18 protein-coding genes are annotated in these 23,772 nt (G+C 33.3%); 13 read left to right on the forward strand and 5 right to left on the reverse strand.

The genetic code is table 11. The annotated features are described in order from the left end of the window. The first annotated feature begins 47 nt into the window (after nt 1-47). Nucleotides 48-2,459: an efflux RND transporter permease subunit gene (locus DZ60_RS0105320; RefSeq protein ID WP_025741056.1), complete on the forward strand. Its 2,412-nt coding sequence runs from the start codon at nt 48-50 to the stop codon at nt 2,457-2,459. Between the two features lie 757 nt (nt 2,460-3,216). Next, nucleotides 3,217-4,659 carry an asparagine--tRNA ligase gene (gene asnS, locus DZ60_RS0105325; protein WP_025741057.1) on the forward strand — a complete coding sequence of 481 codons (1,443 nt, stop codon included), beginning with the start codon at nt 3,217-3,219 and terminating at the stop codon, nt 4,657-4,659. Nucleotides 4,660-4,796: 137 nt separating this feature from the next. Here asnS and DZ60_RS0105330 read toward each other — a convergent pair whose 3' ends face one another. From DZ60_RS0105330 to DZ60_RS0105345, 4 genes are all read right to left on the reverse strand, one after another. After that, nucleotides 4,797-5,381 (reverse strand): hypothetical protein, encoded by a 585-nt coding sequence (locus tag DZ60_RS0105330; RefSeq protein ID WP_025741058.1) that lies wholly within the window; start codon nt 5,379-5,381, stop codon nt 4,797-4,799. Next, the gene (locus DZ60_RS0105335) at nt 5,378-5,845 is read right to left on the reverse strand and encodes an ankyrin repeat domain-containing protein (protein ID WP_025741059.1); all 468 of its coding nucleotides are present in this window, start codon (nt 5,843-5,845) and stop codon (nt 5,378-5,380) included. The genes DZ60_RS0105330 and DZ60_RS0105335 overlap by 4 nt, the downstream gene beginning before the upstream one ends. Before the next feature lie 231 nt (nt 5,846-6,076). Then, nucleotides 6,077-8,326, reverse strand: a complete 2,250-nt coding sequence (gene katG / locus DZ60_RS0105340; protein ID WP_025741060.1) for a catalase/peroxidase HPI — start codon at nt 8,324-8,326, stop codon at nt 6,077-6,079. Nucleotides 8,327-8,754: 428 nt separating this feature from the next. Beyond that, nucleotides 8,755-9,516 carry a helix-turn-helix domain-containing protein gene (locus DZ60_RS0105345; protein ID WP_025741061.1) on the reverse strand — a complete coding sequence of 254 codons (762 nt, stop codon included), beginning with the start codon at nt 9,514-9,516 and terminating at the stop codon, nt 8,755-8,757. A 328-nt stretch (nt 9,517-9,844) separates the two neighbouring features. On the opposite strand from DZ60_RS0105345, the gene DZ60_RS0105350 reads away from it, so the two are divergent. From DZ60_RS0105350 to DZ60_RS0105385, 8 genes are all read left to right on the forward strand, one after another. After that, nucleotides 9,845-10,240 carry a type III secretion system chaperone family protein gene (locus DZ60_RS0105350; protein WP_025741062.1) on the forward strand — a complete coding sequence of 132 codons (396 nt, stop codon included), beginning with the start codon at nt 9,845-9,847 and terminating at the stop codon, nt 10,238-10,240. A 5-nt stretch (nt 10,241-10,245) separates the two neighbouring features. Beyond that, nucleotides 10,246-10,953: a PspA/IM30 family protein gene (locus DZ60_RS0105355; RefSeq protein WP_025741063.1), complete on the forward strand. Its 708-nt coding sequence runs from the start codon at nt 10,246-10,248 to the stop codon at nt 10,951-10,953. Nucleotides 10,954-11,024: 71 nt separating this feature from the next. Continuing rightward, nucleotides 11,025-11,723: an OB-fold-containig protein gene (locus tag DZ60_RS0105360; protein WP_152537371.1), complete on the forward strand. Its 699-nt coding sequence runs from the start codon at nt 11,025-11,027 to the stop codon at nt 11,721-11,723. 50 nt (nt 11,724-11,773) lie between these two features. Then, entirely contained in the window at nt 11,774-13,837 is a 2,064-nt protein-coding gene (locus tag DZ60_RS0105365) for a flotillin family protein (protein ID WP_394332007.1), read from the forward strand. Nucleotides 13,838-14,049: 212 nt separating this feature from the next. After that, nucleotides 14,050-14,322: a hypothetical protein gene (locus DZ60_RS0105370; RefSeq protein WP_025741066.1), complete on the forward strand. Its 273-nt coding sequence runs from the start codon at nt 14,050-14,052 to the stop codon at nt 14,320-14,322. A 53-nt stretch (nt 14,323-14,375) separates the two neighbouring features. Continuing rightward, entirely contained in the window at nt 14,376-14,732 is a 357-nt protein-coding gene (locus DZ60_RS0105375) for a hypothetical protein (protein ID WP_025741067.1), read from the forward strand. A gap of 29 nt (nt 14,733-14,761) precedes the next feature. Beyond that, complete coding sequence (locus tag DZ60_RS22545) at nt 14,762-14,998, forward strand: GIY-YIG nuclease family protein (protein WP_241448723.1); 237 nt, start codon at nt 14,762-14,764, stop codon at nt 14,996-14,998. 170 nt (nt 14,999-15,168) lie between these two features. Then, on the forward strand, nt 15,169-20,061 hold the full coding sequence (locus DZ60_RS0105385; protein ID WP_025741068.1) for a DNA repair ATPase: 4,893 nt from the start codon (nt 15,169-15,171) through the stop codon (nt 20,059-20,061). 285 nt (nt 20,062-20,346) lie between these two features. Here DZ60_RS0105385 and DZ60_RS0105390 read toward each other — a convergent pair whose 3' ends face one another. Next, the gene (locus DZ60_RS0105390) at nt 20,347-21,450 is read right to left on the reverse strand and encodes a hypothetical protein (RefSeq protein WP_025741069.1); all 1,104 of its coding nucleotides are present in this window, start codon (nt 21,448-21,450) and stop codon (nt 20,347-20,349) included. A 105-nt stretch (nt 21,451-21,555) separates the two neighbouring features. Here DZ60_RS0105390 and DZ60_RS0105395 point away from each other — a divergent pair, with 105 nt between their 5' ends. From DZ60_RS0105395 to DZ60_RS0105405, 3 genes are all read left to right on the forward strand, one after another. Further along, entirely contained in the window at nt 21,556-22,497 is a 942-nt protein-coding gene (locus DZ60_RS0105395) for a hypothetical protein (RefSeq protein ID WP_025741070.1), read from the forward strand. Nucleotides 22,498-22,698: 201 nt separating this feature from the next. Continuing rightward, the gene (locus DZ60_RS0105400; RefSeq protein WP_025741071.1) at nt 22,699-23,175 is read left to right on the forward strand and encodes a MarR family winged helix-turn-helix transcriptional regulator; all 477 of its coding nucleotides are present in this window, start codon (nt 22,699-22,701) and stop codon (nt 23,173-23,175) included. A gap of 7 nt (nt 23,176-23,182) precedes the next feature. Then, nucleotides 23,183-23,665: a GNAT family N-acetyltransferase gene (locus DZ60_RS0105405; RefSeq protein WP_034228771.1), complete on the forward strand. Its 483-nt coding sequence runs from the start codon at nt 23,183-23,185 to the stop codon at nt 23,663-23,665. The last annotated feature ends 107 nt before the right edge of the window (nt 23,666-23,772 follow it).

Genomic DNA, 23,772 nt, shown 5'->3' on the forward strand with positions numbered 1-23,772 from the left:
TAAATTATATAACTCCAATCCTTACATTTGCAGCAGGAAATAAAAGGATGACAAAAGTATTCAGTTTTGGGTTTTGGAATGCACTGGCAGGTATTATTCTTCGCAATAGAGCCGTGATATTTCTCACAATTATAGGAATTACGATTTTTATGGGATTTCAATGGAAGAACATGAAATTCTCCCATTCTGAGGCCAACCTATTACCTGATGATCATGAAGTAAACCTAGAATACCTACATTTTCTTGAAAAATTCGGAGAAGAAGGCAATCTAGTTGTACTCGCAATACAAGACAGCACCCTTTTTACTCCAAAAAAATTAAAAGCCTGGAACGATTTTAATAACTCTTTTAAAAAATACAACGAGATAGAACTTGTAGTTTCTTTGGCGGATCTTAAAACTTTAGAAAAACGAGAAAACCCGAATAGGTTTGAGTTAATTCCTTTTATAAAAGACTCGAGTTATACTCGCGAACAAGTTACCGATTATAAAAACGAATTATTCAACAATTTACCTTTCTATGAAGGTTTAATATATAGTAAGAAGTCCAAGACACTACAAAGTGCACTTTATATAAAAGAAGATATTGTAAACACCAAACTCAGAAAGAAGTTTATCCTGGATGTACTAGAACCTGCAGTTATTGAGTTTGAAGAAAAACATAATGTAGATATAAAAGTATCTGGTATGCCTTATATCAGAACGATGAATTCTAAAAATATAATGGATGAAATTTCGATTTTCATTCTTGCCGCTTTATCCGTTACATCATTAATTTTCTTTTTCTTTTTTAGGTCTATTAGAGCTACATTTATATCAATGACAGCAGTAATCATTGGTGTTATGTGGGCATTTGGTATTTTAGGAATATTAGAATACGAAATAACCGTTCTTACAGCCATTATACCTCCCTTAGTTATAGTAATCGGAGTTCCTAATTGTATTTTCTTGATTAATAAATATCAACAGGAAATCAAAAAACATGGTAATAAAGCAAAGTCATTACAACGTGTCATTACCAAAGTAGGAAATGCTACACTAATGACTAATGTAACTACCGCTTCAGGTTTTGCCACTTTTGCCTTGACCGAAAGTAAATTACTTAAAGAGTTTGGTATTGTTGCCTCTCTAAACATTATCGCCTTATTTATTCTTTGCCTACTAGTGATAACTATAATATATAGTTACATGCCTCAACCCAAAGAAAGACACCTCGAACACCTCGGCAAAGGCTGGGTCGAGAAACTCATGGATTGGATGGAAAGCATGGTAAAGACGCGACGCATTACAATTTACTGCATATCCATAATCATACTAATTGTTAGTATAATTGGCATCTATACCATAAAAGTATCCGGAAGTCTACTGGAAGATATGCCAAAAACCGCAGGTTTTTATAAAGACATACAATTTTTTGAAGATGAATTTGATGGTATTATGCCATTAGAAATAGTAATCGATACCAAAAGAAAAAAAGGCGTCCTCAAATTATCTACCCTAAAAAAAATGGAAGAACTTCAGGAACTTCTCGAAGAAATCCCTGAATTATCGAAACCAATCTCTATTGTTAATCTGGCTAAATATTCTAAACAAGCTTTCTATAACGGTAACCCAAAATATTACCAAATCCCTACAAGCCAAGAACGAAACTTTATTATTCCATACCTCAAAAGTTTCGAATCAGAAGCAGGGATCATGAAGAGCTATATCGATTCTACTCAGCAATATGCCCGTATCACTACATTTATGAAAGATATTGGCACAGAAGAAATGGATCGTATCGAAGCTAATCTTGCGCCAAAGTTGGAAAAAATATTCCCAAAAGATCGCTATAACGTTTCATTTACGGGTAAAGCACTCATTTTTCAGAAAGGAACAAAATATCTTGTTTGGAATCTTACTTTCTCTCTAGGTTTAGCAATTATTCTTATTGCTTTATTTATGGCCTGGATGTTTAAATCATGGAAAATGATTGTCATTTCTTTAATTCCGAATCTATTACCTCTATTGATGACAGCAGGACTCATGGGATATTTAGGAGTTCCCATAAAACCATCTACGATTCTAGTATTCAGTATTGCATTTGGAATCTCTGTTGACGACACCATACATTTTCTTGCAAAATATAGGCAAGAACTAAAATCTAACCATTGGAGAATTAAAAAATCCGTTTTTGCTGCATTGCGAGAAACTGGTGTAAGTATGTTTTACACCTCAACTGTATTATTCTTTGGGTTTTCTGTATTTATGATCTCGAGCTTTGGAGGCACTAAAGCACTCGGAGGCTTAGTATCTACTACACTATTATTTGCTATTCTTTCTAATTTATTATTGCTACCATCGTTACTACTCTCTTTAGAACGAAGCATAGCGAATAAAAAAACCTTAAAAGAACCTGCTTTAAAAATCATTGCCAACGATGAAGAAACAGGTGATATTCCTAAAACTGAAAAGGAATAATTAACCATTTTCGAAAAAAAACAGAAGGGTACTCTTTTACAATTTATTATTCAGAAATATGTACTAGAATAATATATAATTCGAACTTGAACAATACAGGCAATTACACACTACCATCAATTAATTTTGATGTTCAAAAAATAAAAACAGGAATGATATAAAACAATAAAAGCCCCGCTAAATACTAGCGGGGCTTCTGTAAGATAGATTACCCCAAAACCTATCGAACTAAACTTAACGTAAACACAATCATCATAATTGCATATGCAAGATAATGTGCGATTTCTTATTTTGAAATACTTTGAAGGGGGGAAAAAACCCCTATTGAATTAGAAAAACGAAATTTTAACATTATTTAAGAATTTCAAAAAAACACTTATCTATATAATTAATTGATAAACAGATTTTTAAGTACCATGTCTTAAAAAAGAAAAACACTAGTTATTACCAAAAAAAGTGAAAAAAAATAGGTTTTGAAGACCAAAACAGTAATAATTAAGACTTTTATGTAGAATCACAATCTCAAAAAGCGTCAGATTTGACTATTATCAGCGCTACAGATTATAAAAAACATAACGTTCCCTACTTTTTTACAATTCTGAGACTATTTTGAATTCATAAGTATATGGCTCAATCGGATTAAAAAATTATCTTTGCTACCTCAAAATTTTATCTGTATCTATCTGTAAGAAATAAAAGTCTATGGATAAGCGAATAAAACTTAATTAGTATATAGGATTAGAAAAAAAGCAAATAAATGAAACATACTAAAGTAGTAGACGTACTAAAAAGTGATAAACTATTACAACCTGTTACCATATCTGGTTGGGTTCGCTCCTTTAGAAATGATCGCTTTATAGCGATTAATGATGGATCCACAATCAATACAATTCAGTGTGTTTTAGAAGACAATATCATTGACCAAAAAACTCTTGAGAGAATAAATGTCGGAGCAGCAATTATTATCACAGGAACCCTTGTCGAAAGCGAAGGAAAAGGGCAGCGTGTAGAGATTAAAGTATCTGAAATACATATTGAAGGCGACGCAGACCCAGAAGAAGTAAAACTTACAATTTTATCTCCGAAGCGTCATAGTTTAGAAAAATTACGTGAACAAGCACATTTGAGAGTCCGTACAAATACTTTTGGTGCAATTATGCGTTTGCGCTCTAAGTTATCCTTTGCTGTTCATGAATATTTTCAGAAAAACGATTTTTACTATGTGCATACTCCCATAATTACCGGAAGTGATGCAGAGGGAGCAGGAGAAGCGTTTAAGGTTACCAATATGGATCTTAAAAACCCTCCGAAGGATGAAAATGGAGAAGTTGATTATAGTAAAGATTTTTTCGGAAGGGAAGCAAACTTAACTGTTTCAGGGCAATTAGAAGGTGAAACATACGCAATGGGATTGGGCCAGATATATACATTCGGACCCACATTTAGAGCAGAAAACTCTAACACCTCTCGTCACCTATCAGAATTCTGGATGATAGAACCTGAGATTGCATTTTGCGATCTTGACGGTAATATGGATCTAGCCGAGGATTTTATCAAATATGTAATCCAGTTTGCATTGGATAATTGTATGGATGACCTTGAGTTTTTAGAAAACCGTTTAGTGCAAGAAGATAAAAGTAAGCCTCAGGCCGAACGAGCAGAAATGCTTTTGAGAGATAAGCTAAAGTTTGTATTAGATAATAACTTTAAGCGTGTTAGCTATACCGAAGCAATTGAAATTCTTAAAAACTCAAAACCAAATAAGAAAAAGAAATTTAAATACCCGATAGAAGAATGGGGGGCTGATTTGCAGAGTGAGCATGAACGATTTCTGGTAGAGAAACACTTTAAGTGTCCGGTAATCTTATTTGATTATCCTGCAGACATTAAATCGTTTTATATGCGTCTTAATGAAGATGGCAAAACAGTAAGAGCCATGGATATACTTTTCCCTGGGATTGGAGAAATTGTGGGTGGTTCTCAGAGAGAGGAAAGATTAGATGTCTTAAAACAAAAGATGGAAGCCCTTAATATTCCTGAAGAAGATTTGTGGTGGTATCTTGATACGCGACGTTTCGGAACTTGTACGCATAGTGGTTTTGGACTTGGCTTCGAACGATTGGTATTATTTGTTACGGGAATGAGTAACATACGTGATGTTATTCCGTATCCAAGAACTCCACTTAATGCTGAGTTTTAAATTATAGGTTGACAATAATAATTTCGAAAGCCCTTCAATTATTTTTAAAGAATTGAAGGGCTTTTTTTATAAAACATTTACACCTTTAATAAAACTCATGACTAAGTTATATTGTACAAAACAGGTACATTGTAATACTAATTATGATGTTGCTTTAATAGAATTTCAGAAATCAAATCTTTGATTATATCACTATCAGTATCCCATTCATTAGATTTATTTTGAACTTTTTTAATTTTTTGATGATGAGGCATTTTGCCATTTTCAATAAGTTCTTTGAGAACTTCTTCAAAAAAAACATTCAAAACAGGAATAACAAACTTACTAGCCTGATTTTTTTCCTTCAGAAAGATAAATTTTTTCGAGTAAGCAAGAAATATTTGGGGATATTGAGAAAAAGTAATTAGTGCTTCACAAAAACTTTGATATACCTCTTCTCTATTTCTATTATTTTTGAAACGCAGCTTTTTATGATCAATAGAAGAGATAATATACAGCAAAGCACTTTCACGAATAAAAGTACTATAATCATGGAAAGAGTAATAGTATACACCTACGCCAATATTGGTATTAACCACTAACACTTCATTACCAATAGTTTCCTTTAAAAAAGATTCAAAAAGAGCTACCTTATCTGAAGTAATTAATCCCTGCCTTTTAATTCCGACCAATCTTATGTTGACAGATTTAATAGTGGCAATATTATTTTTTCCAGAACTCATGAGGTGAGTTTATATAAATCAGGAATATCAATCCCCTGATCTTTGGCATGCATTGCAGCGGTATATCCGCGGTTATCTACTGCATTAATGTCAGCTCCACTTTTTATAAGTAGGGTCACCAAATCTAATTGACCAAAGGTAGCCGCATAAATAAGGGCTGTAGAATCATTATAATTTTTAATATTTACATCTGCCCCAGATTTAATTAATAGCTCTGCTATGTCCATATATCCTTTAAAACAAACCCCCATTAGTGCAGTATTACCAGAAGTGTCTTGCGCATTGATAAAAGGCTCGTATTCTAACAAAAGTTTAGTGATATCGGTAAACCCATAATAAGTAGCGAGTAATAACGGTGTAGATCCTCTTTGGTCCTTGACATTAATAATTTCTGGATTCGATTTCAAAAAATCACCTACAGCTTCATAGTTCTCTGCTCGGATAGCGTTAAAAATAGTGTCCATCAGTCAATAATTTACCTCAGAAAAGCAGTTCATAAAAAATCGTAACTGCAAAATCTTATTAATTCGATTAATATATCAAAAAAAAACTCAAAAATGTTTCTTCGTTCTCACAAATTTATACATTCAATCTCTGGTTATAGGCATGCCTACATCAAAAAATGAACAAAACTTATAATATCAACCATAGGTGCTTACTATTGCAAATCACCTATGGTTCTTTTAGCACATAATTTATATCAGATCAAAACGATCCAAATTCATTACTTTTGACCAAGCCTTCACAAAATCTTGTACAAATAGATCTTGACTATCACTACAACCATATACTTCTGCCAATGCACGAAGTTCTGAATTAGACCCAAAAATTAGATCAACACGAGAACCTGTCCACTTAAGTTCATTAGTAAGACGATTTCTTCCCTCAAAAGTATCTTGATTCTCTGAAGTAGCTTGCCAAGTGGTCTTCATATCCAACAAATTAACAAAAAAGTCATTCGTTAACGTTCCTGGACGATCTGTAAAAACACCATCCTTTGAATTCTCAAAATTAGTATTCAGAACACGCATTCCTCCTATCAAAACAGTCATCTCAGGAGCAGTTAAGGTCATAAGTTGAGCACGATCTACTAATAACTCCTCTACAGAAATAGGATATTCTTTTTTCACATAATTACGAAATCCATCTGCAATAGGTTCAAGAATAGTAAAAGACTCAATATCTGTCTGTTCTTGAGAAGCATCTGTTCGCCCAGGGCTAAAAGGCACTACTACCTGATGCCCCGCATCTGAAGCCGCCTTCTCAACACCAGCGGATCCAGCAAGAACGATCAAATCTGCCATTGAAACCACTTTATTTCCTGATTGAGCATTGTTAAATTCTTTTTGAATTTCCTCTAGAACACCAATTACCTTAGATAATTCTTTGGGATTATTTACTTTCCAATCTTTTTGAGGAGATAATCGAATACGTGCTCCATTGGCTCCACCACGTTTATCCGATCCTCTAAATGTAGATGCCGATGCCCATGCAGTCGAAACCAATGAGGATATAGATAGACCCGAAGCAAGTATTTTGTTCTTAAGATCAATACTATCTTGATGATTAATTACTTCATGGTCAACAGCCGGTACAGGGTCTTGCCAAATTAATTCTTCTTTAGGCACCTCTGGACCAAGATAACGTGCTATTGGTCCCATATCGCGATGTGTTAATTTATACCATGCCCTCGCAAAAGCATCTGCAAACACATCAGGGTTTTCGTAGAAACGTCTAGATATTTTTTCATAGGCTGGATCTATTCGTAAGGCAAGATCTGTTGTAAGCATAAATGGCGCATGACTTTTTGATGAATCATGAGCATCAGGAACTAAGCCAGCTCCTGCTCCATCTTTTGGTCTCCATTGATGAGCACCTGCCGGACTCTTAGTAAGTTCCCATTCGTACCCAAATAAATTTTCAAAAAAATTGTTACTCCATTTTGTTGGTGTGGTTGTCCATGCACCTTCTAGACCACTAGTAATGGTATCTGCTCCATTACCTGTCCCAAAACTATTTTTCCAACCTTGGCTTTGTTCCTCTATCATGGCTGCAGCTGGTTCACGATCTACATATTGATCTGGATCTGCGGCTCCATGAGTTTTACCAAAAGTATGCCCTCCTGCAATTAGTGCAACAGTTTCTTCATCATTCATAGCCATACGACCAAAGGTTTCTCGAATATCTCTCGCAGCAGCTGATGGATCAGGATTTCCGTTAGGCCCTTCTGGGTTCACATAGATTAATCCCATTTGTACTGCTCCTAATGGGTTTTCAAGTTCTCGATCTCCAGAATATCTTTTATCTCCTAACCATTCTGTCTCTGCTCCCCAGTAGATATCCTGTTCTGGTTCCCATACATCTTCTCGTCCGCCTGCAAAACCAAAAGTTTTGAACCCCATAGACTCAAGCGCACAATTACCCGCCAAAATCATTAGATCTGCCCAAGAAATTTTCTTACCATATTTTTGCTTAATAGGCCATAATAGTAAACGAGCTTTATCAAGATTTGCATTATCAGGCCAACTATTAAGAGGCGCAAAACGTTGAGTTCCTGATCCTGCTCCACCACGACCATCAGCAATACGATAGGTACCTGCACTATGCCAAGCCATACGAACAAAGAACGGACCATAATGACCATAATCGGCAGGCCACCAGTCCTGAGAATCCGTCATAAGATCAAAAAGATCTTTTTTTATTGCATCGTAATCCAAAGATTTAAATTCTTCTGAATAATCAAACTCCTTACCCATTGGATTAGACAGAGAAGAATTTTGTCTCAGAATATTTAACTTTAATTGGTTTGGCCACCAGTCTCTATTAGAAGTGCCACTTCCTGCTCCTTGCTTCAGAGCACCATTCATAAAAGGACATTTGCTTTCACCATTCATCTGGTAACTTGAACCATGAGATGGTGTACTTGTTAGATTATTATTTTCCATTGGAGATAAATTAAAAATGATTGTTCTACGTAAAACTACAATAATAATTTCTTATGTTTTTTAAAAAAACCATATGTAAAATCTATACAACTATGCAGTGAAATTATGATCTCAAAAAAAACCAAAAGACTGACTCTTTTTAATACATCAGAAAATAAGATTTTTTTCTTTCATTATCTCCTTAAAATGAGTTAAATAATTAAGAAATATATCGATTTTAAATAAAATGTAATAAACGATAGAAGCATCTTCTATCTACACAACAATGTCTGTTGTAGTGGTTACAATAAGGGTTCAAAGAAAAACATATTAGCAATTTGGTACAGAGTAGATTAAAAGAGAAGAAATACACTCAAAAATGTTCTTTAAGATAGATTCTTTCTGGATATATTATATTGTCAATTTCTGAAATATAGAAATCATAGATACTATGACAACTTTTCCTTCATTTTTTGTATTTCTTGTTCTATCATCTGCAACTTACCTGCTACCTCCTCATCCCCAAAGTCAGGAATACGGCGGTAAAAGGCATAACGAACACGCCAAAGTTCTTTGATATCAGCAAGAGCACATAAGATATCTTCAATATTTTTATGATCAGCTCTTAAGACTACATTATTTTTGGTAATGTATAATCTTCTAAAAATTAATTTTCCTTCAACAACCACAAAAACTAGCGTGCCTGTATTCAACTTTTTTATGATCCCTAGAGGTACTTTCTCTCCTATAACTATATCCTTTGGATAAAACCCCTTGTCATGTGACGTCATTTCTAGATTACTGACTGTATAGCCTCTAAACTCTTTTTCTGGATTCACAGGGAGTTGTACTGTTGGTAGTGATTTAATAAACCCTTCTTTTGCATATGAGGAAATATACTCACTTGTTGTATTTTCTGTAATGCATGGTATTGTTGCAAATTCCTCTCTTTTTAGACCTTCGGTATATGTTGTAAGATCTCCTTTAAATTTTAGAAGCTCATTTACGGTAAGCTCATTGGTAAGCAAATCACCTATAGCTATGCTAAAATAATTAGCTATTTTAATTAATGTTTCAATCTTGGGCTCACTTCTACCTTCTTCATAAGCCCCTAGAGTTCCGCGTTTTAGATCAAATATCTCTGCAAAAGACTGTTGACTTAGTCCTTTAACACTTCGAATCTTTTTTATATTTTTTCCAAATAAAGACATTATTTTGCTAATTTTATTTGCAATATTAATTATTTATTGTACTTTTACACTAACAATATTAGCTAATATCTTTCAGAAATGCTAATTTTAGTAGAAGTACTTCATAATATCTTTCAATGATCAAGAAGTAAAAGGGACTTTACTAAAAATTTTAGCAGCTTACTTAATTATTAATTTAAATCATTCATACCCATGATTATCATTGTATATTATCTCGTTAATTTAGCATCAAATATCATCGAAAAGTTATGCGACTTTTTGTAATATTGAAAATATAGTCGAACATTTAGGAATACATTACTAATTATCAATCAAAACTAACCATCCTATGCAAGATCATTTCCAAAAAGTGAAAGCATATTTGCTTCAACTGAATTATATTATTGTTCATGAAAATAAGGGAGAAGGCATACTCATGATTAGCAAAGAAAATGAGGGAATAAAAAATATGATTTTAGGTGTTGCCCCTCCTATTTTAATAATGGAGCAACATATTTTTAATATCAAAAATAAAAATGAAGAAGTCTATAGAAATTTACTTCAAAAGAATCGGGATATAGTACATGGTGCATTTGTACTTGACGAGACTGGCGAAAAAGTAATTTTTAGAGACACACTGCAGGTAGAGCATCTGGATCTTAATGAATTAGAAGGGTCATTAAACTCTTTGGGACTATTATTAAGTGAGTATTCAGATCAAATTATAAATTATTCAAAATACTAAATACTATGAACTTTTTTAGAAGATTATTCAAAATAGGAGAAGCAGAAGCAAATGCTGCAATTGATAAAATGGAAGACCCTATTAAGATGACAGAACAAGGTATTCGAGATATGAAAATTGATCTTGAGAAAAGCTTAGAAGCACTAGCACAAGTAAAAGCATTAGCTATTCGTGCCAAAAATGACACCGAAGAATTTGCATCAAAAGCAGAGGATTATCAACAGAAAGCAATGCTAATTCTTAAAAAAGCTCAAAGCGGAGATATCGAGGTATCTGAAGCCGATCGATTAGCCAAAGAAGCATTAATAAAAAAAGAAGAAGCACTGCAACAACAAACACGTAGTAATGGAGAAACTCAAAAATTTGACACCTCTGTATCACAATTAGAAAAAAATGTACAGGAAATAAAACAAAATATTAGTAAGTGGGAAAATGAGCTCAAAACACTTAAAGCAAGAATCAAGGTTTCTGATGCTACAAAAAATGTAAATAAACAAATGGCAGAAATCGATAGTTCTAGTACCGTATCTATGTTAGAACGTATGAAGGACAAAGTAAATCAAGAAGAAGCACTGGCAGAAGCATACGGAGATATAGCAAATGCTTCAAAATCTATTGATGAAGAGTTAGACAAAGCAGTCGATATTACCGAAACTACTGCAGAGGATGATTTGGCAAAATTAAAAGAGCAGCTCGGTATAAAAAAGAAATAATAATGTAACATTTTTTGATTTGAAGACATTAACGTAGTGTCGACCATTAGTAAACCTAAAATAACATACCATTGAAAGAACTAATAGACATCGCATTTTCGCCTGTAAACGCATTTTTTACGATAATGTGTTTGATTCTTATACTATATTGGATTTTAACAATCCTTACTGGATTTGATTTGGACTTTTTTGATGTGGATTTTGACGCATCGGCCGATTTTGATTTAGACATTGATGCAGATGCAGATCTTGAGAATTACAATCCGGATGTTGACCTGCCACAAAAAAGTGTGAATGCAGAAGTACAATCAGAAAGTATCGGAATTCAATTCTTACGGTATTTTAGTTTTGATGAACTCCCGCTAATGTTCATGCTTTCAATTATATTTTTCTCAATGTGGTTTATATCAATTAATGTAACTCATTCTTTTGGATGGCAAGCTCATTGGTTAGGCTTTATTCTATTAATTCCTAATCTGATTATATCTCTATTTATAGCCAAAATAGTGACCAAACCATTGGCAAAATTGTATAGAATGATTAATCATAAAGGAGAGGAGGAAATTGATTTCCTAGGAAGAAGATGTATTGTTAAATCCCCAGTATCAGGTGAAAAATTAGGACAAATTGAAGTTGTAATAAACGGAGACCCTATTCGTGTGCAGGCCAAAGGATTTAAAGGAGTAACTATTAGATCAGGAGAAGAAGCCCTTATCGTTAATGAGTCAAAAGACAAAAAATATTACCTAATAGAAAAGTTTCAATCATAAAAATCAACTAAACAACAATTCATATGTTAGAAAAATCATCATTAGTAGTTATGGTAGCCATCATTATAGTCTGTTTTGGATTATTGGTATGGATCATATCTATGTACAAAAAAATAATTCAAGGAAAAGTTCTAGTACGAACGGGTGCTGGCGGTACCAAAGTGTTTTTTAATGCTGGGTTAGTTGTACCCGTACTGCACAAAATGGAAATCATGGATATTTCTGTAAAAAAGCTTGAAATCGAAAGAACAGGTGTTAATGGTTTAATCTGTAAAGACAATATTAGAGCTGATATTAAAGTAGCTTTTTTTGTGAGGGTTAATAAATCAAAAGCTGATATTATTAACGTAGCTCAAACCATCGGTTGTGCCAGAGCCTCAGAAATTGACGTCTTGCGTAATTTATTTGATGCAAAATTCTCGGAAGCTCTAAAAACTGTTGGAAAAAAATTCGAATTTGTAGAATTATATGAAGCCCGACGCGAATTTAGAGACGAAATCGTGAATATTATCGGTACCGACCTTAATGGATACATACTTGATGATTGCGCTATTGATGACTTAGAACAAACATCACTAAGTGTCATGAAACCTGATAATATTTTGGATGCGGAAGGGATCAAAAAAATCACAGAATTGACCGCAGCACAAAATGTAAAATCTAATCTCATTAAGCGTGATGAGGAAAAAGTAATTCGAAAACAAGATGTAGAAGCTCGTGAGGCTATTCTCGAATTAGACAAGCAACTTGCAGAAAAAGAACAACAACAGCAAAGAGAAATTGCTAATATTAAAGCTCGCGAAGAAGCAGAAACATTAAAAGTTGCCGAAGAAGAACGATTAAAATCCGAAACTGCACGTATTGCGACAGAAGAAAAAGTAAAAGTTGCTGAAGAAAACATGCAACGTCAGATCATTGTAGCTGAGAAAAACAAACAGCGTACTAATGCTGTAGAAACCGAACGTGTAGAAAAAGACAGGATGTTAGAAGCTACTGAACGTGAGCGTATCGTTACACTAGCACAAATCGAAAAAGAAAAAGTCGTTGAAGTTGAGAAAAAGAATATTCAAGATGTGATTCGTGATCGTGTAACACTAGAAAAAGGAGTGGTTGAAGAGCAGGAAAACATGAAGGATATCGAGGCTTTCAAAACTGCTGATCGAGAGAAACAAGTAAAAATCACCATTGCAGAAGCCAATGCACAAGAAGCATTGATTACCACAATTAAGGCTGCAGAAGCTCAAAAAGAAGCGGCAAAGCAAAAGGCAGAAGAAATTAATATCGAAGCACAAGCCCAAAAAGAAGCTAGTGAAAAAGAAGCTGAAGCCCGTAAAACACTCGCCGAAGCACAAGCCAAAGAAGAAGCAACATTAGGAATGTCTGAAGCGCAAGTAATGCACGCTAAAGCAGATGCACATGAACGTGAAGGACTAGTAGAAGCAGCCATTATTGAAAAAAAGGCAAAAGCCGAAGCAGCAGGAATCGCAGCAAAAGCAGAAGCTCTCAAAGAAGAAGGAGTTGCCGAAGCAGAAGTGATCAAAGAAAAAGCACTTGCCAAAGCATTAGGTGACAAAGAAATCGCTCTTGCAGAAGCAGCAGGTATCGAAGAAAAAGCTGAAGCAATGAAAAAACTTGACGGTGTTGGTAAAGAACATGAAGAATTCAAACTACGTCTGGATAAAGAATTGCAAGTAGACCTTGCAGAAATTAACATTCAGAAGGAAATTGCTTTTGCTCAGGCTGATGTTATTGGTGCTGCACTTAAAGCTGCTAATATTGATATTGTTGGTGGTGAAACGATGTTCTTTGAACAAATTGTTGGTCAGATTACCAAAGCAAAAGGGATCGATAGGCTGGTCAAACACTCTGATAATATTCAGGACGTAAAAGATGCTATCCTAGGTAGCGATGATGTAAAAGGAAATCTATTAGAAAAAGTAAAGGATTTTGCTACTAAATATGGGATCTCCTCAGAAGACATCAAAAACCTTACGATAGCCAACCTATTAATGGACCTGAAACAAAAATCTTCTAGTCAAGAAGAGAATGACTTATTCAGTAACCTATTTAATCTAGCAAAAGGATTAGGATTGTCAGATAAAAAATTGAAATAATATTCATAAAACTCTCCTCCTTGTTGAAGGAGGAGAGTGAATCCGCCAATGATGAAAAAAGAGGTGATTAGAGCCTCGTAATACTTTATGAATACAATCATAAATACATTTTTAGACCCATAAAAGTCAATCCCTGAAAGTCTTGAACTCTCTTTGGGGTAGCGAGTGATTGACTAGATGGGATTTGTTTAACTTTTAATAACGGTTTAATTATGGGAGGAGAAGGAGCAATGATGCAAGCTATTCATTCTTTAAGAAATAATAGCAGAAGAAACAAAAGAGAAGCTTTTAGTCATTTAAGTGGTGAATCAGATAGCGAAAGCCAAGGAATCAAGGTAGAACCTGTTTCTGAAGAGGTATTAAAGGAGATTAGAAATAAACTTAAAAAACAACGAAAAACAGATAAAATTATAAATACAATATGTGTTATATCTGGAATAATTGCTCTTATATTTTTAATCTGGTTGAGCACACTATATTTCTAAAATGCCCCTGGAGTTAGTTTTTGGACCCTACTAATTAATAAATCAATATACTTATGAACAAGAAATTTTTAGTATTGATCACAATTTTATGTTTTGGAGCTTTAGCATTTAATACATACACCAAAAAAGAAAACTTAATTAAAAGCGGAGAAAATAAAAAAGCTGTTATTGAAAAAATAACAACTAATAAATACGATAATGATTTATCACCCACAGTCGAGAATATTCATATCAAATACTCTTACACTATAGGTTTGAAAAAGTATGCAAAAACACAAGAGATTTCAAGACATGAGCACGACTTATATTTTTCTAAAACAGGAAAAATAGGTGATTCTATTGACATCACATATGACATTAATAATCCTGCTAACTCTATGATTACAAAGATTATTCAAACCCCAGATTAATCTCACCTAAACTCTTTAAAATTAATTTAATGAAACAACACCATGTCTATATAGTCCAATGCAAAGACAATTCTTTTTATATAGGAATTACTACTAATCTTGAGCAAAGAATATATAAGCAAAGTAATGGTTTAAGTAAAAATGCACACACATTCAAAAGAAGACCTTTGATACTCAAAGAGCTTGAAACATTTACCGACTCTAAGCAAGTAATTAATATTGAAAAACAGTTTAAAGGTTGGTGCAGAAGAAAAAAATCGACTTAAAAGAAAAAGGCTATGACAAATTAATTGAGTTTTCAAAAAGAAACATACTCAATGCAATACTTAAAATACAATTGATAAGTCTTCGTCAGGCTCGAACCGATAACACGCATTACCAATTTTAAGCTTGACCTGTTCTCAATACTAACTAAAAATGATTTTTAGTAAAAACTATGGAAGAAACTAACACTAACGAACATACACAATTAGACGGAGGCACCTATGAAATCATTCAGAATCGTTTGCAAAAACAAAAGAGTGAACTTCAAAGTCGCCTCACCCAACTAAATGATGCTCGAAAAGAAGTTTTTGGTAGTGTAGAAACCAAACTTATTGCCAATAACAGAATCAATACAGAGAACAATTGTATTGCCAGAGATATTGTTACTATTGGTGATTTTTGTCTTTTTGGATACAATGTTCATTTTGGATTAAGAACAGAGATAAAACTAGATGACGTATTTAGCATCTACACCTATTCTGATGATCATTTTGTCAATAAAAAATTAGATCTTATTACTGACCCAGCTTTCATTAATGATTTCAGTAATCTTTATAAATACTATAGAAACACCATTTTTTCGAAATTCGCTGTTGTAGGCAACTATTTACACATGGTTTTTCAACTTAGTGAGAGTATTACTGACATCAAAACCTTTAAGTGGTTAATTAATCAAGGTAAACTCACCTATATTGATAATCGTAGTGAACATGAATTTAAGTTTCCTAGTCAATATGATTTTGAGTGGATCGAAGTAACAAGGGACATGCATCGTTATGGTACCCATCCACATATCTCTATATTAGACAAAATATTTGTTGAAACCGTAGGTGGCGATCTAACAATAAAAATAGAGGATAATACCGAAGATGGAAAAGGTATTTACAACGAAGTCGTAGAGCATGTTGATCAAACACTTGATGACGGACAATATCGATTTGCAAACCTTGGAAACCTGATTGCCATAGAAATCAAACCTTTTCAGGAAACACCTCGATATTTCGTTTATAACCACAAGGTACAGGAAGTCAAAAAAATCGAATGTATAAAGGATGCCTGCATCCTCTTGCCAGATGATCAGGGAATTATATATCCCAATGGATACTACTTGCAATCTGGCGAAGTAAAACTGTTTAGTAATGAAGTCCAGAATGTAACTTTTCAGGAAAAAATAAGCTCCCCTAACGGAGAAGATTTTTTGTATGTTTTCTATCAAAGTGAAGAGGGCCTATATACATTGATGTCCTATAATGTGATTGACCAAGAAGTAAAAACCCCCATTATCTGTAACGGTTTTACAATTCTTGAAAATGGAGAGTTATGTTATTTTAGAACAGAAGAGGAACAGACAAAACATCATGTAATACAGATTTGGCAAACTCCTTTCTTAAAAGGAAACATTATACCGTCTAAACACACAGATACTCTTTTATATAAAATAGGAAATAAGGATATCGTTAAAGCAATGGCAGAATGCCATGCCTTGATCACCTTACTCAATAAAGAAGATAATTATAATGGATTGTACGATGACCTTGCCGCATCCTCTATAGATATTGTAGATAGTTATTATTGGATTAGAGAAGAAGAAACCTGCCGATTAGACATCCCTTTGAGTGAAATCAATAATGCTGCAAATGCTGCAATTGACGAATTCGAAAAAGTAGTTCAGTTACGAAAAACTGCTTCAAGAGTAACCAAAGAAACCCAAACCAAAGCGGATCGTATTTTTAGCAAAATAAAAAGTAGTTCTTTTAGATCTATCGACGATTTTGTAACTATATTATCGCAATTAAGAACATTACGAGGTGAAGTCATTGGGCTCACAGAAATACGCTACGTAGATCAACAATTTATTAGTCAACAAGAAGCTTTGATCATAGAGCAAACTGATAAAATTTCTAAACTATGCGTTCAGTTTTTACTTGATGATAAGGCACTACTCCCCTATCATGAGCGAGTTACAGAAAAACAAAAACAGCTCGAAAGCATCAAAAAAGTAATTGATGCTAAGCAATTAGAAGAAGAAGTCAATCAAATTGCTAAAGATCTAGAAATGTTAATAGATATTGTTTCTAATCTAGAGATAGAAGACACCTCGCACTCTACACAAATCATTGACAATATTTCTTTGATTTTTGCTACGATAAACCAACTAAAAGCAGGCATAAAGAATACCATAAAATCTCTTGGCAGTCAAGAGGCCAGTGCAGAATTTGCTGCTCAGTTAAAACTAGTAGACCAAAGCATTATCAATTATCTAGATATTGCTAGTACTCCAGAAAAAACAGATGAATTACTTAATAAAGTATCGGTACAACTAGAAGATCTCGAAGGACGTTTTGCAGATTTTGAAGAATTCATTACTCAAATTATAGAAAAACGTGAAGAAGTCTATAATGCTTTTGAAGCAAGAAAAAATAGTCTTACCGAAGCACGGAATAAAAAAGCTATCGCATTAGAAAATGCAGCAAATCGCATCTTAAAAGGGGTTACAAAAAAAGCATTACGTTTTGATTCAACAACAGAGATCAATGCATATTTTGCATCTGATTTAATGATCAACAAACTTAGAGATATTATCAAGGATCTAACTAATCTTGATGATGGTGGTAAAGCAGAAACTATAGCAACAGGAATAAAAGTTGCCAAAGAGGATGCTATCCGTAAGCTAAAGGACAAGCAAGACCTTTATGAAGATGGCGAGAGCGTTATCAAATTAGGAAAACATAAATTCGGAGTCAACAACCAACCTCTTGACCTAACCATTGTTTTTAAAAATAAAACCCTTCAATACCATCTTACAGGAACTGATTTTTATCAAGAAATTGAAAACAACACTCTTTTGCAGTCAAAGAAATACTGGGATCAGGAATTGATTTCTGAAAATGAACAGGTATATCGCGCTTCTTATTTGGCATATAAAATTTTTACTACTAATAATAATGTTTTAGGTTACACAGAAAAAGAATTGCTCGCATTGGTGCAATCAGAAAGCAGTAAAAATTATGCCGAAGGATACGTAAAAGGAGTTCATGATATTGATGCCGCAAAGATTCTAAAAGTTTTGATCAATAAAGAAAATGATCTTGGATTATTGAAGTTTGACGCAACATCAAGAGCATATGCACAATATTTTTGGCACCACCTTAACAAAGAACAAAAAATATATTGGAACAAGACTATCAAGGCGGCAGGAGAAGTGCTAACTATTTTTCCTGAAAGTAATGAACATCAATCCATACTTCTTTCTTTAGAGAAGCAAATTTCCGCTTTCGCGGAAAACTCATTATTGTTTGATAATAAATACAACACAAAAACCATTAGCGCATACCTATTCGCAGAATTACAACAAAATGATGTTTTCTGTATTAGTCAAACTGCGCATGAGTTATATGAATCTTTTATTTCAGAATTAAAAAAGAAAAAAGCACTCTCGAAATTTAAGAAATCTATTGATTCAGATAATACCTCATTCGAAACCAACCAACGTGAGGCTATTGATCGCATAGAACTCACACAACAATGGGTTTCTTCTTTTATCAAAACACACGATATCAGTAAAACTGCATACATTCATGAAGTTGTCTGTGTACTTTTATACAAGAACGAATCAGCATCAGAAGTTATTCATATAAATCCTTATCAAGAGATTGAAAATCTAAATGGTAGTCATCCGACAATTTCTGAAGGAAGTTTTGAATTTAATTATCACCAATTCATTGATCAACTATCGACTTTTTCGACTATAGAAGTTCCTGCTTTTGAAAAATACCGGGAAGCAAAACATACGGTAACAGAAACACTAAAAGAGAACTTAAAATTAGAAGAGTTTAAACCCAGAGTATTGTCATCTTTTGTGCGAAATAAATTAATCGACCAAGTTTATCTTCCTTTATTTGGTGATAATTTGTCTAAACAATTAGGAAGTTTGGGAGATAATAAACGTACAGACAGAATGGGAATGCTTTTGCTAATCTCACCTCCTGGATATGGTAAAACTACCTTGATGGAGTATATGGCAAATAGATTAGGATTGGTGTTCATGAAAATCAATGGCCCAGCTATTGGTCACGAAGTTACTTCTGTAGATCCTATGGCTGCAAACAATGCCGCTGCACGAGAGGAATTAAAGAAGCTTAACTTAGCCTTTGAGATGGGCAATAACGTAATGCTTTACCTTGATGATATCCAGCATTGTAATCCTGAGTTTTTACAAAAATTCATTTCGCTAGCCGATGGCACCCGTAAAATTGAAGGTATCTATAATGGTCATCCAAAAACATATGATTTGCGTAGTAAAAAATTCTGCGTGATTATGGCTGGTAATCCATATACCGAGAGTGGAGACAAATTTCAGATCCCAGACATGTTAGCTAACCGAGCAGATATTTATAATCTCGGAGATATTATTGGGGATACCGCAGACCTATTTAAATTAAGTCTTATCGAGAATGCATTGACTTCTAATCCAATACTACACCAACTAAGTAGTAAGAATTTTGAGGATATTTATGCCTTAATAGCAATGGTAGAATCAGGAAGTCAAGAGGGCATTGAGCTACAAGGAAATCACACCAAACAAGAAGTACAAGATTACTTAGCTATCTTAGAAAAAGTTATTGTAATTAGAAATACAGTAATGCAAGTAAATGCCACCTATATTCAATCTGCGGCAATGGAAGATGACTACCGTACCGAACCATCTTTTAAACTTCAAGGGTCCTACCGAGACATGAGTAAGTTGGTTGCCAAGGTCGTTCCTATTATGAACCAAAAAGAATTGCAGACGCTCCTTTTGTCTCATTATGAAAATGAATCACAAACATTAACTAGTGCTGCAGAAGGAAACCTTTTAAAATATAAAGAATTAACCAATACTATTAATACCGAAGAAATTACTAGATGGACAGAAATTAAAGAAACTTTTAATAAAAACAATAAGCTAAAAGGGTTTGGAGATAAGAATGAGATGGCTCAAGTATTAGCTCAGATGATGCAGTTTAGTGAACATTTATCCGGAATTCAGGAAGTATTAAAAAAAGGTCTAGATAAAAGGTCATAAACCATCTGAAATTATATGAAATATAACATCTTTTACACTAACCTTACAGGTCTGGTAGACCGTGAGGTTTCAACAAAAATTGTGCAAGTCAAAATCAGATATATACAAGATCATGACCATTACGTATTCTGACATTGTAGTAAACCAAAATGTTATAGGATACAACAATTCTTCTGAAAAATCACAATATTCACTCTAAAAAAACAAACACTTAAAAACAGGCAATTTAAATTACCTGTTTTTAAGTGTTTAGGGCGTATCATCTAAATTAATGGACCCTATTATTTAATATGTAAAATCATACAAATCCCATCGAATTGTATAATCATTACTGATTCCCCATATGTCATCATTGCTATAGAAGTTTCCAATACTGGTTACATCTTTCAGGTTTAGATTGGCCGAACCTACTAGTTCTAGTGTATGATCTATCACATTATACACATAAATTTCGTTTTCGTAGTATACACGATAATTGTAATCTCCTGAATACTCATTGCCAATAAAATCACTAGCACTAGATGCACTGTTCTGTCCTGAGTCCTCATCATATATAGATACAGGAAAATCAAATTTACCTTCACCATAGTACCCATTATCGCCAAAAAACAAAAAATAGTCATTATCCGTTTTATTACTAATATGAGTATAGGTAGTACCATACGAATTAGGTGAAAGTGCAAAACTAGTTCCATCATCAGCACTCATATATACGCTACCCTGATCAATCACTATTAATGATCCGTTTGCATAAATTAACTGGTGATCACTGTTGCTCTGAGAAAAAGGTAAATTATCATTAACAATAGTGAATGATGCTCCTTGGTTATTACTTCTGTATAAGGTGTTTTCGGATATTACATAGATACTTTCTCCAAAAACATAGATCCCATTATCAAAAAAATTATCATTGAAATTATTGTAATTATACTTAGTAAAACCTAAAGTATCAAAATCATTTAATACGTAGAGTTCGCCACCTCCGCAAATAATAAACGAATTTCCGAAAGCAACAATATCATAAAAATATCTATCATCAGTAAACTCATAGACCAGTGCATCTCTCTGCACAGGATCAGCTATTACTAATGCCTGTTGATCACCTACTGCAACAACATACTTTTCACCATTAGCGGCAGTATAGGTGTCGAGTGCAAATAATTCTGTTTCGAAATTTAAATGATATCCAGAACTTGAGTCTTGAGCATATTTGTATTCGGGGGTTATCATAACAGGAGTCTGTGAATACACTATACTTTCATATTCTTCCTGAAAATCAACCCTTAAAGGCTTATCAATGTTATACGACTCTAGTTGTTGTGTGGTTAGTTCAATTAATTTATTTTCGTAGTCTGCATAAGAGTGTGTGATCAAAGAAGTAAATAGCATAGTTTCATTTACATTGTACTATTTTTGTTAAATGCAAACGTGCATTGAAGACTTAGTATGTATACTATAGGTTAAATTAACAGAAGCTTTAACACCTCCTTATTTATGAAAAAGTTCTTTTCTATTACCATAGTTTTTATACTGTTAATAACATCTTGTACAGAAGAAGACAAACATCCAGAACTACCCCTATTTACAGAGAACTTATCAGAAAAATTAATCATTGCCGAATTAGATATCGATTTAAATTTCATAACCGATACAGATGATTTCATCTATATTAAGGATGATAGAAACAATCACATGATAATCATACATAGAGACACAAAACAAATAATAAAAAAATTCACTGTAGGTAATAAATTTCTTATTTCTGAAGAGGGAGATATCTATTACTGTAAAGAAGAATCAACTATATACAACACTGTAGAAACCTACAAAGCAAAAGCTCCTAATTTTGATGAATCTATTATCCCAAAAGACTATTTAGGTTATATGCAAATAGATAGCATTTTATCAGAAAATAAAGATGAAATGAGGAGACTTGATCTAAAATACACAAAATCTGATTCATTAAACCTAAATGATAGATATTTTGATTACCTGAAAAAAAAGACAAATGAAAATATTAAAAACAGGGTATTAAAAGACTATGAATACATCTTAGACGGGTTAGCATACACCATCATAAAGTATAAGGACGGAAGAGAATATGATATTTTTTTCCAGAAGTTCAGATATGATGATTTTCCAGAAGAAATAAACTACCGCTATGAAAATAAAAGTCGCTCAAAAGCCTCTGATTATATTAATAAAGAATATATACTTAGAGAATTTGATGACCACTCATTATTGCGTTATAGATTTAGCGGGGGTAATCACTTTGCACCAGGAATTAAAACCTCTTTACTCTATTATTACGAGTGTACACTTAAAAACAAATCATTTAAATTTAAATCTGAAAACATTATTGAACAAGTCATAAGCTTTGATGAAGATATTTTGATAAAATCTAAAGAAAAAACTTATCGGATAACATTAAAATAATAGATATCTTGATCCTTCAGTTACTTAAACCCTAGTAGGCATACTCATCAATAAAATGCAGCTTTTTCCATTAGTCAAAAGCGACAAATAATAAATCCCTTTTCGTAATTCAAAAAACGAAATTAACTAGTATAATTGAATTCGTGTTTTTAAAATAAATTAAAAAACACTATATTTACATAAGCACTTATATAAATACTTATGAAAGATACACTACAATCTTTACAAGAATTAGGACTTGGCTCTCGTCTAAAGCGTCTTAGTGATGTCATGATGAAAGAAACTCAAATAGTCTATGACACCTTACAAATTGATTTTGATCCTTATTTATTTCCCATATTCAAAGTTATAATTGACAATAAAAAAACAACCACATCAGAAATCCAACAGCAGCTGCACTACACACAACCGGCCATTACACAATCACTAAACAAGCTATCTGCCAAAAAATTAATAATTCATAAAACTGATGTTCTCGATAAACGAAAGAAAATATTTGAGCTTACCAAAAAAGGAAAAGCAATACACCAAAAAATGCTCCCTGTATGGGAAGTAATTGACCAACAACTAAAATGGCTTACCGAAGGAAGCACAACCAACCTCATACATCATTTGACCCATCTAGAAGACCAATTAAGGCAGAAGTCTCTAAGTAAACGAATTCTTGAAAACTTATAATACCATCATGAAAACACCAGAAATTATACCTATTATTCCCTTTGAACCAAAATATGCAAAAGATTTTGTTCAACTTAATATTGAATGGTTAGAAAAATATTTTGTTGTAGAACCACATGATAGTGATCTTCTTGAGCGCTGTGAAGAGACGATTATCGATCAGGGGGGCTATATTTTCTTCGCAAAAGTAGCAGAAGAAATTGCAGGTACTTTTGCACTGATTAAAATAGATCAGTCTACCTATGAATTAGGAAAAATGGCTGTCTTACCAAAGTTTCGTGGCCAACATATTGGCCAGCAACTATTGACATATAGCCTAGAGTTTGCAAAAAAACAACAGTGGTCAAAACTTATATTATACTCAAATACTATTCTCAAAAATGCAATTCACATTTACAGGAAACACGGATTTAAAGAAGTAAAATTAGAGCAAAATACACCCTACGAGCGCAGTAATATTAAAATGGAATATGTCATTAAAAACTCATGACACTCCAGTAGACACCTAAGAAGATCGTACGATTAATACTAAAAATAATATCCCGCAATAGTCAAACCACTTTTTAGAAAAGGGGTAAAAACCCCTTTTTCTATAAC

Source organism: Aquimarina pacifica (assembly GCF_000520955.1).
Classification (GTDB): Bacteria; Bacteroidota; Bacteroidia; order Flavobacteriales; family Flavobacteriaceae; genus Aquimarina; species Aquimarina pacifica.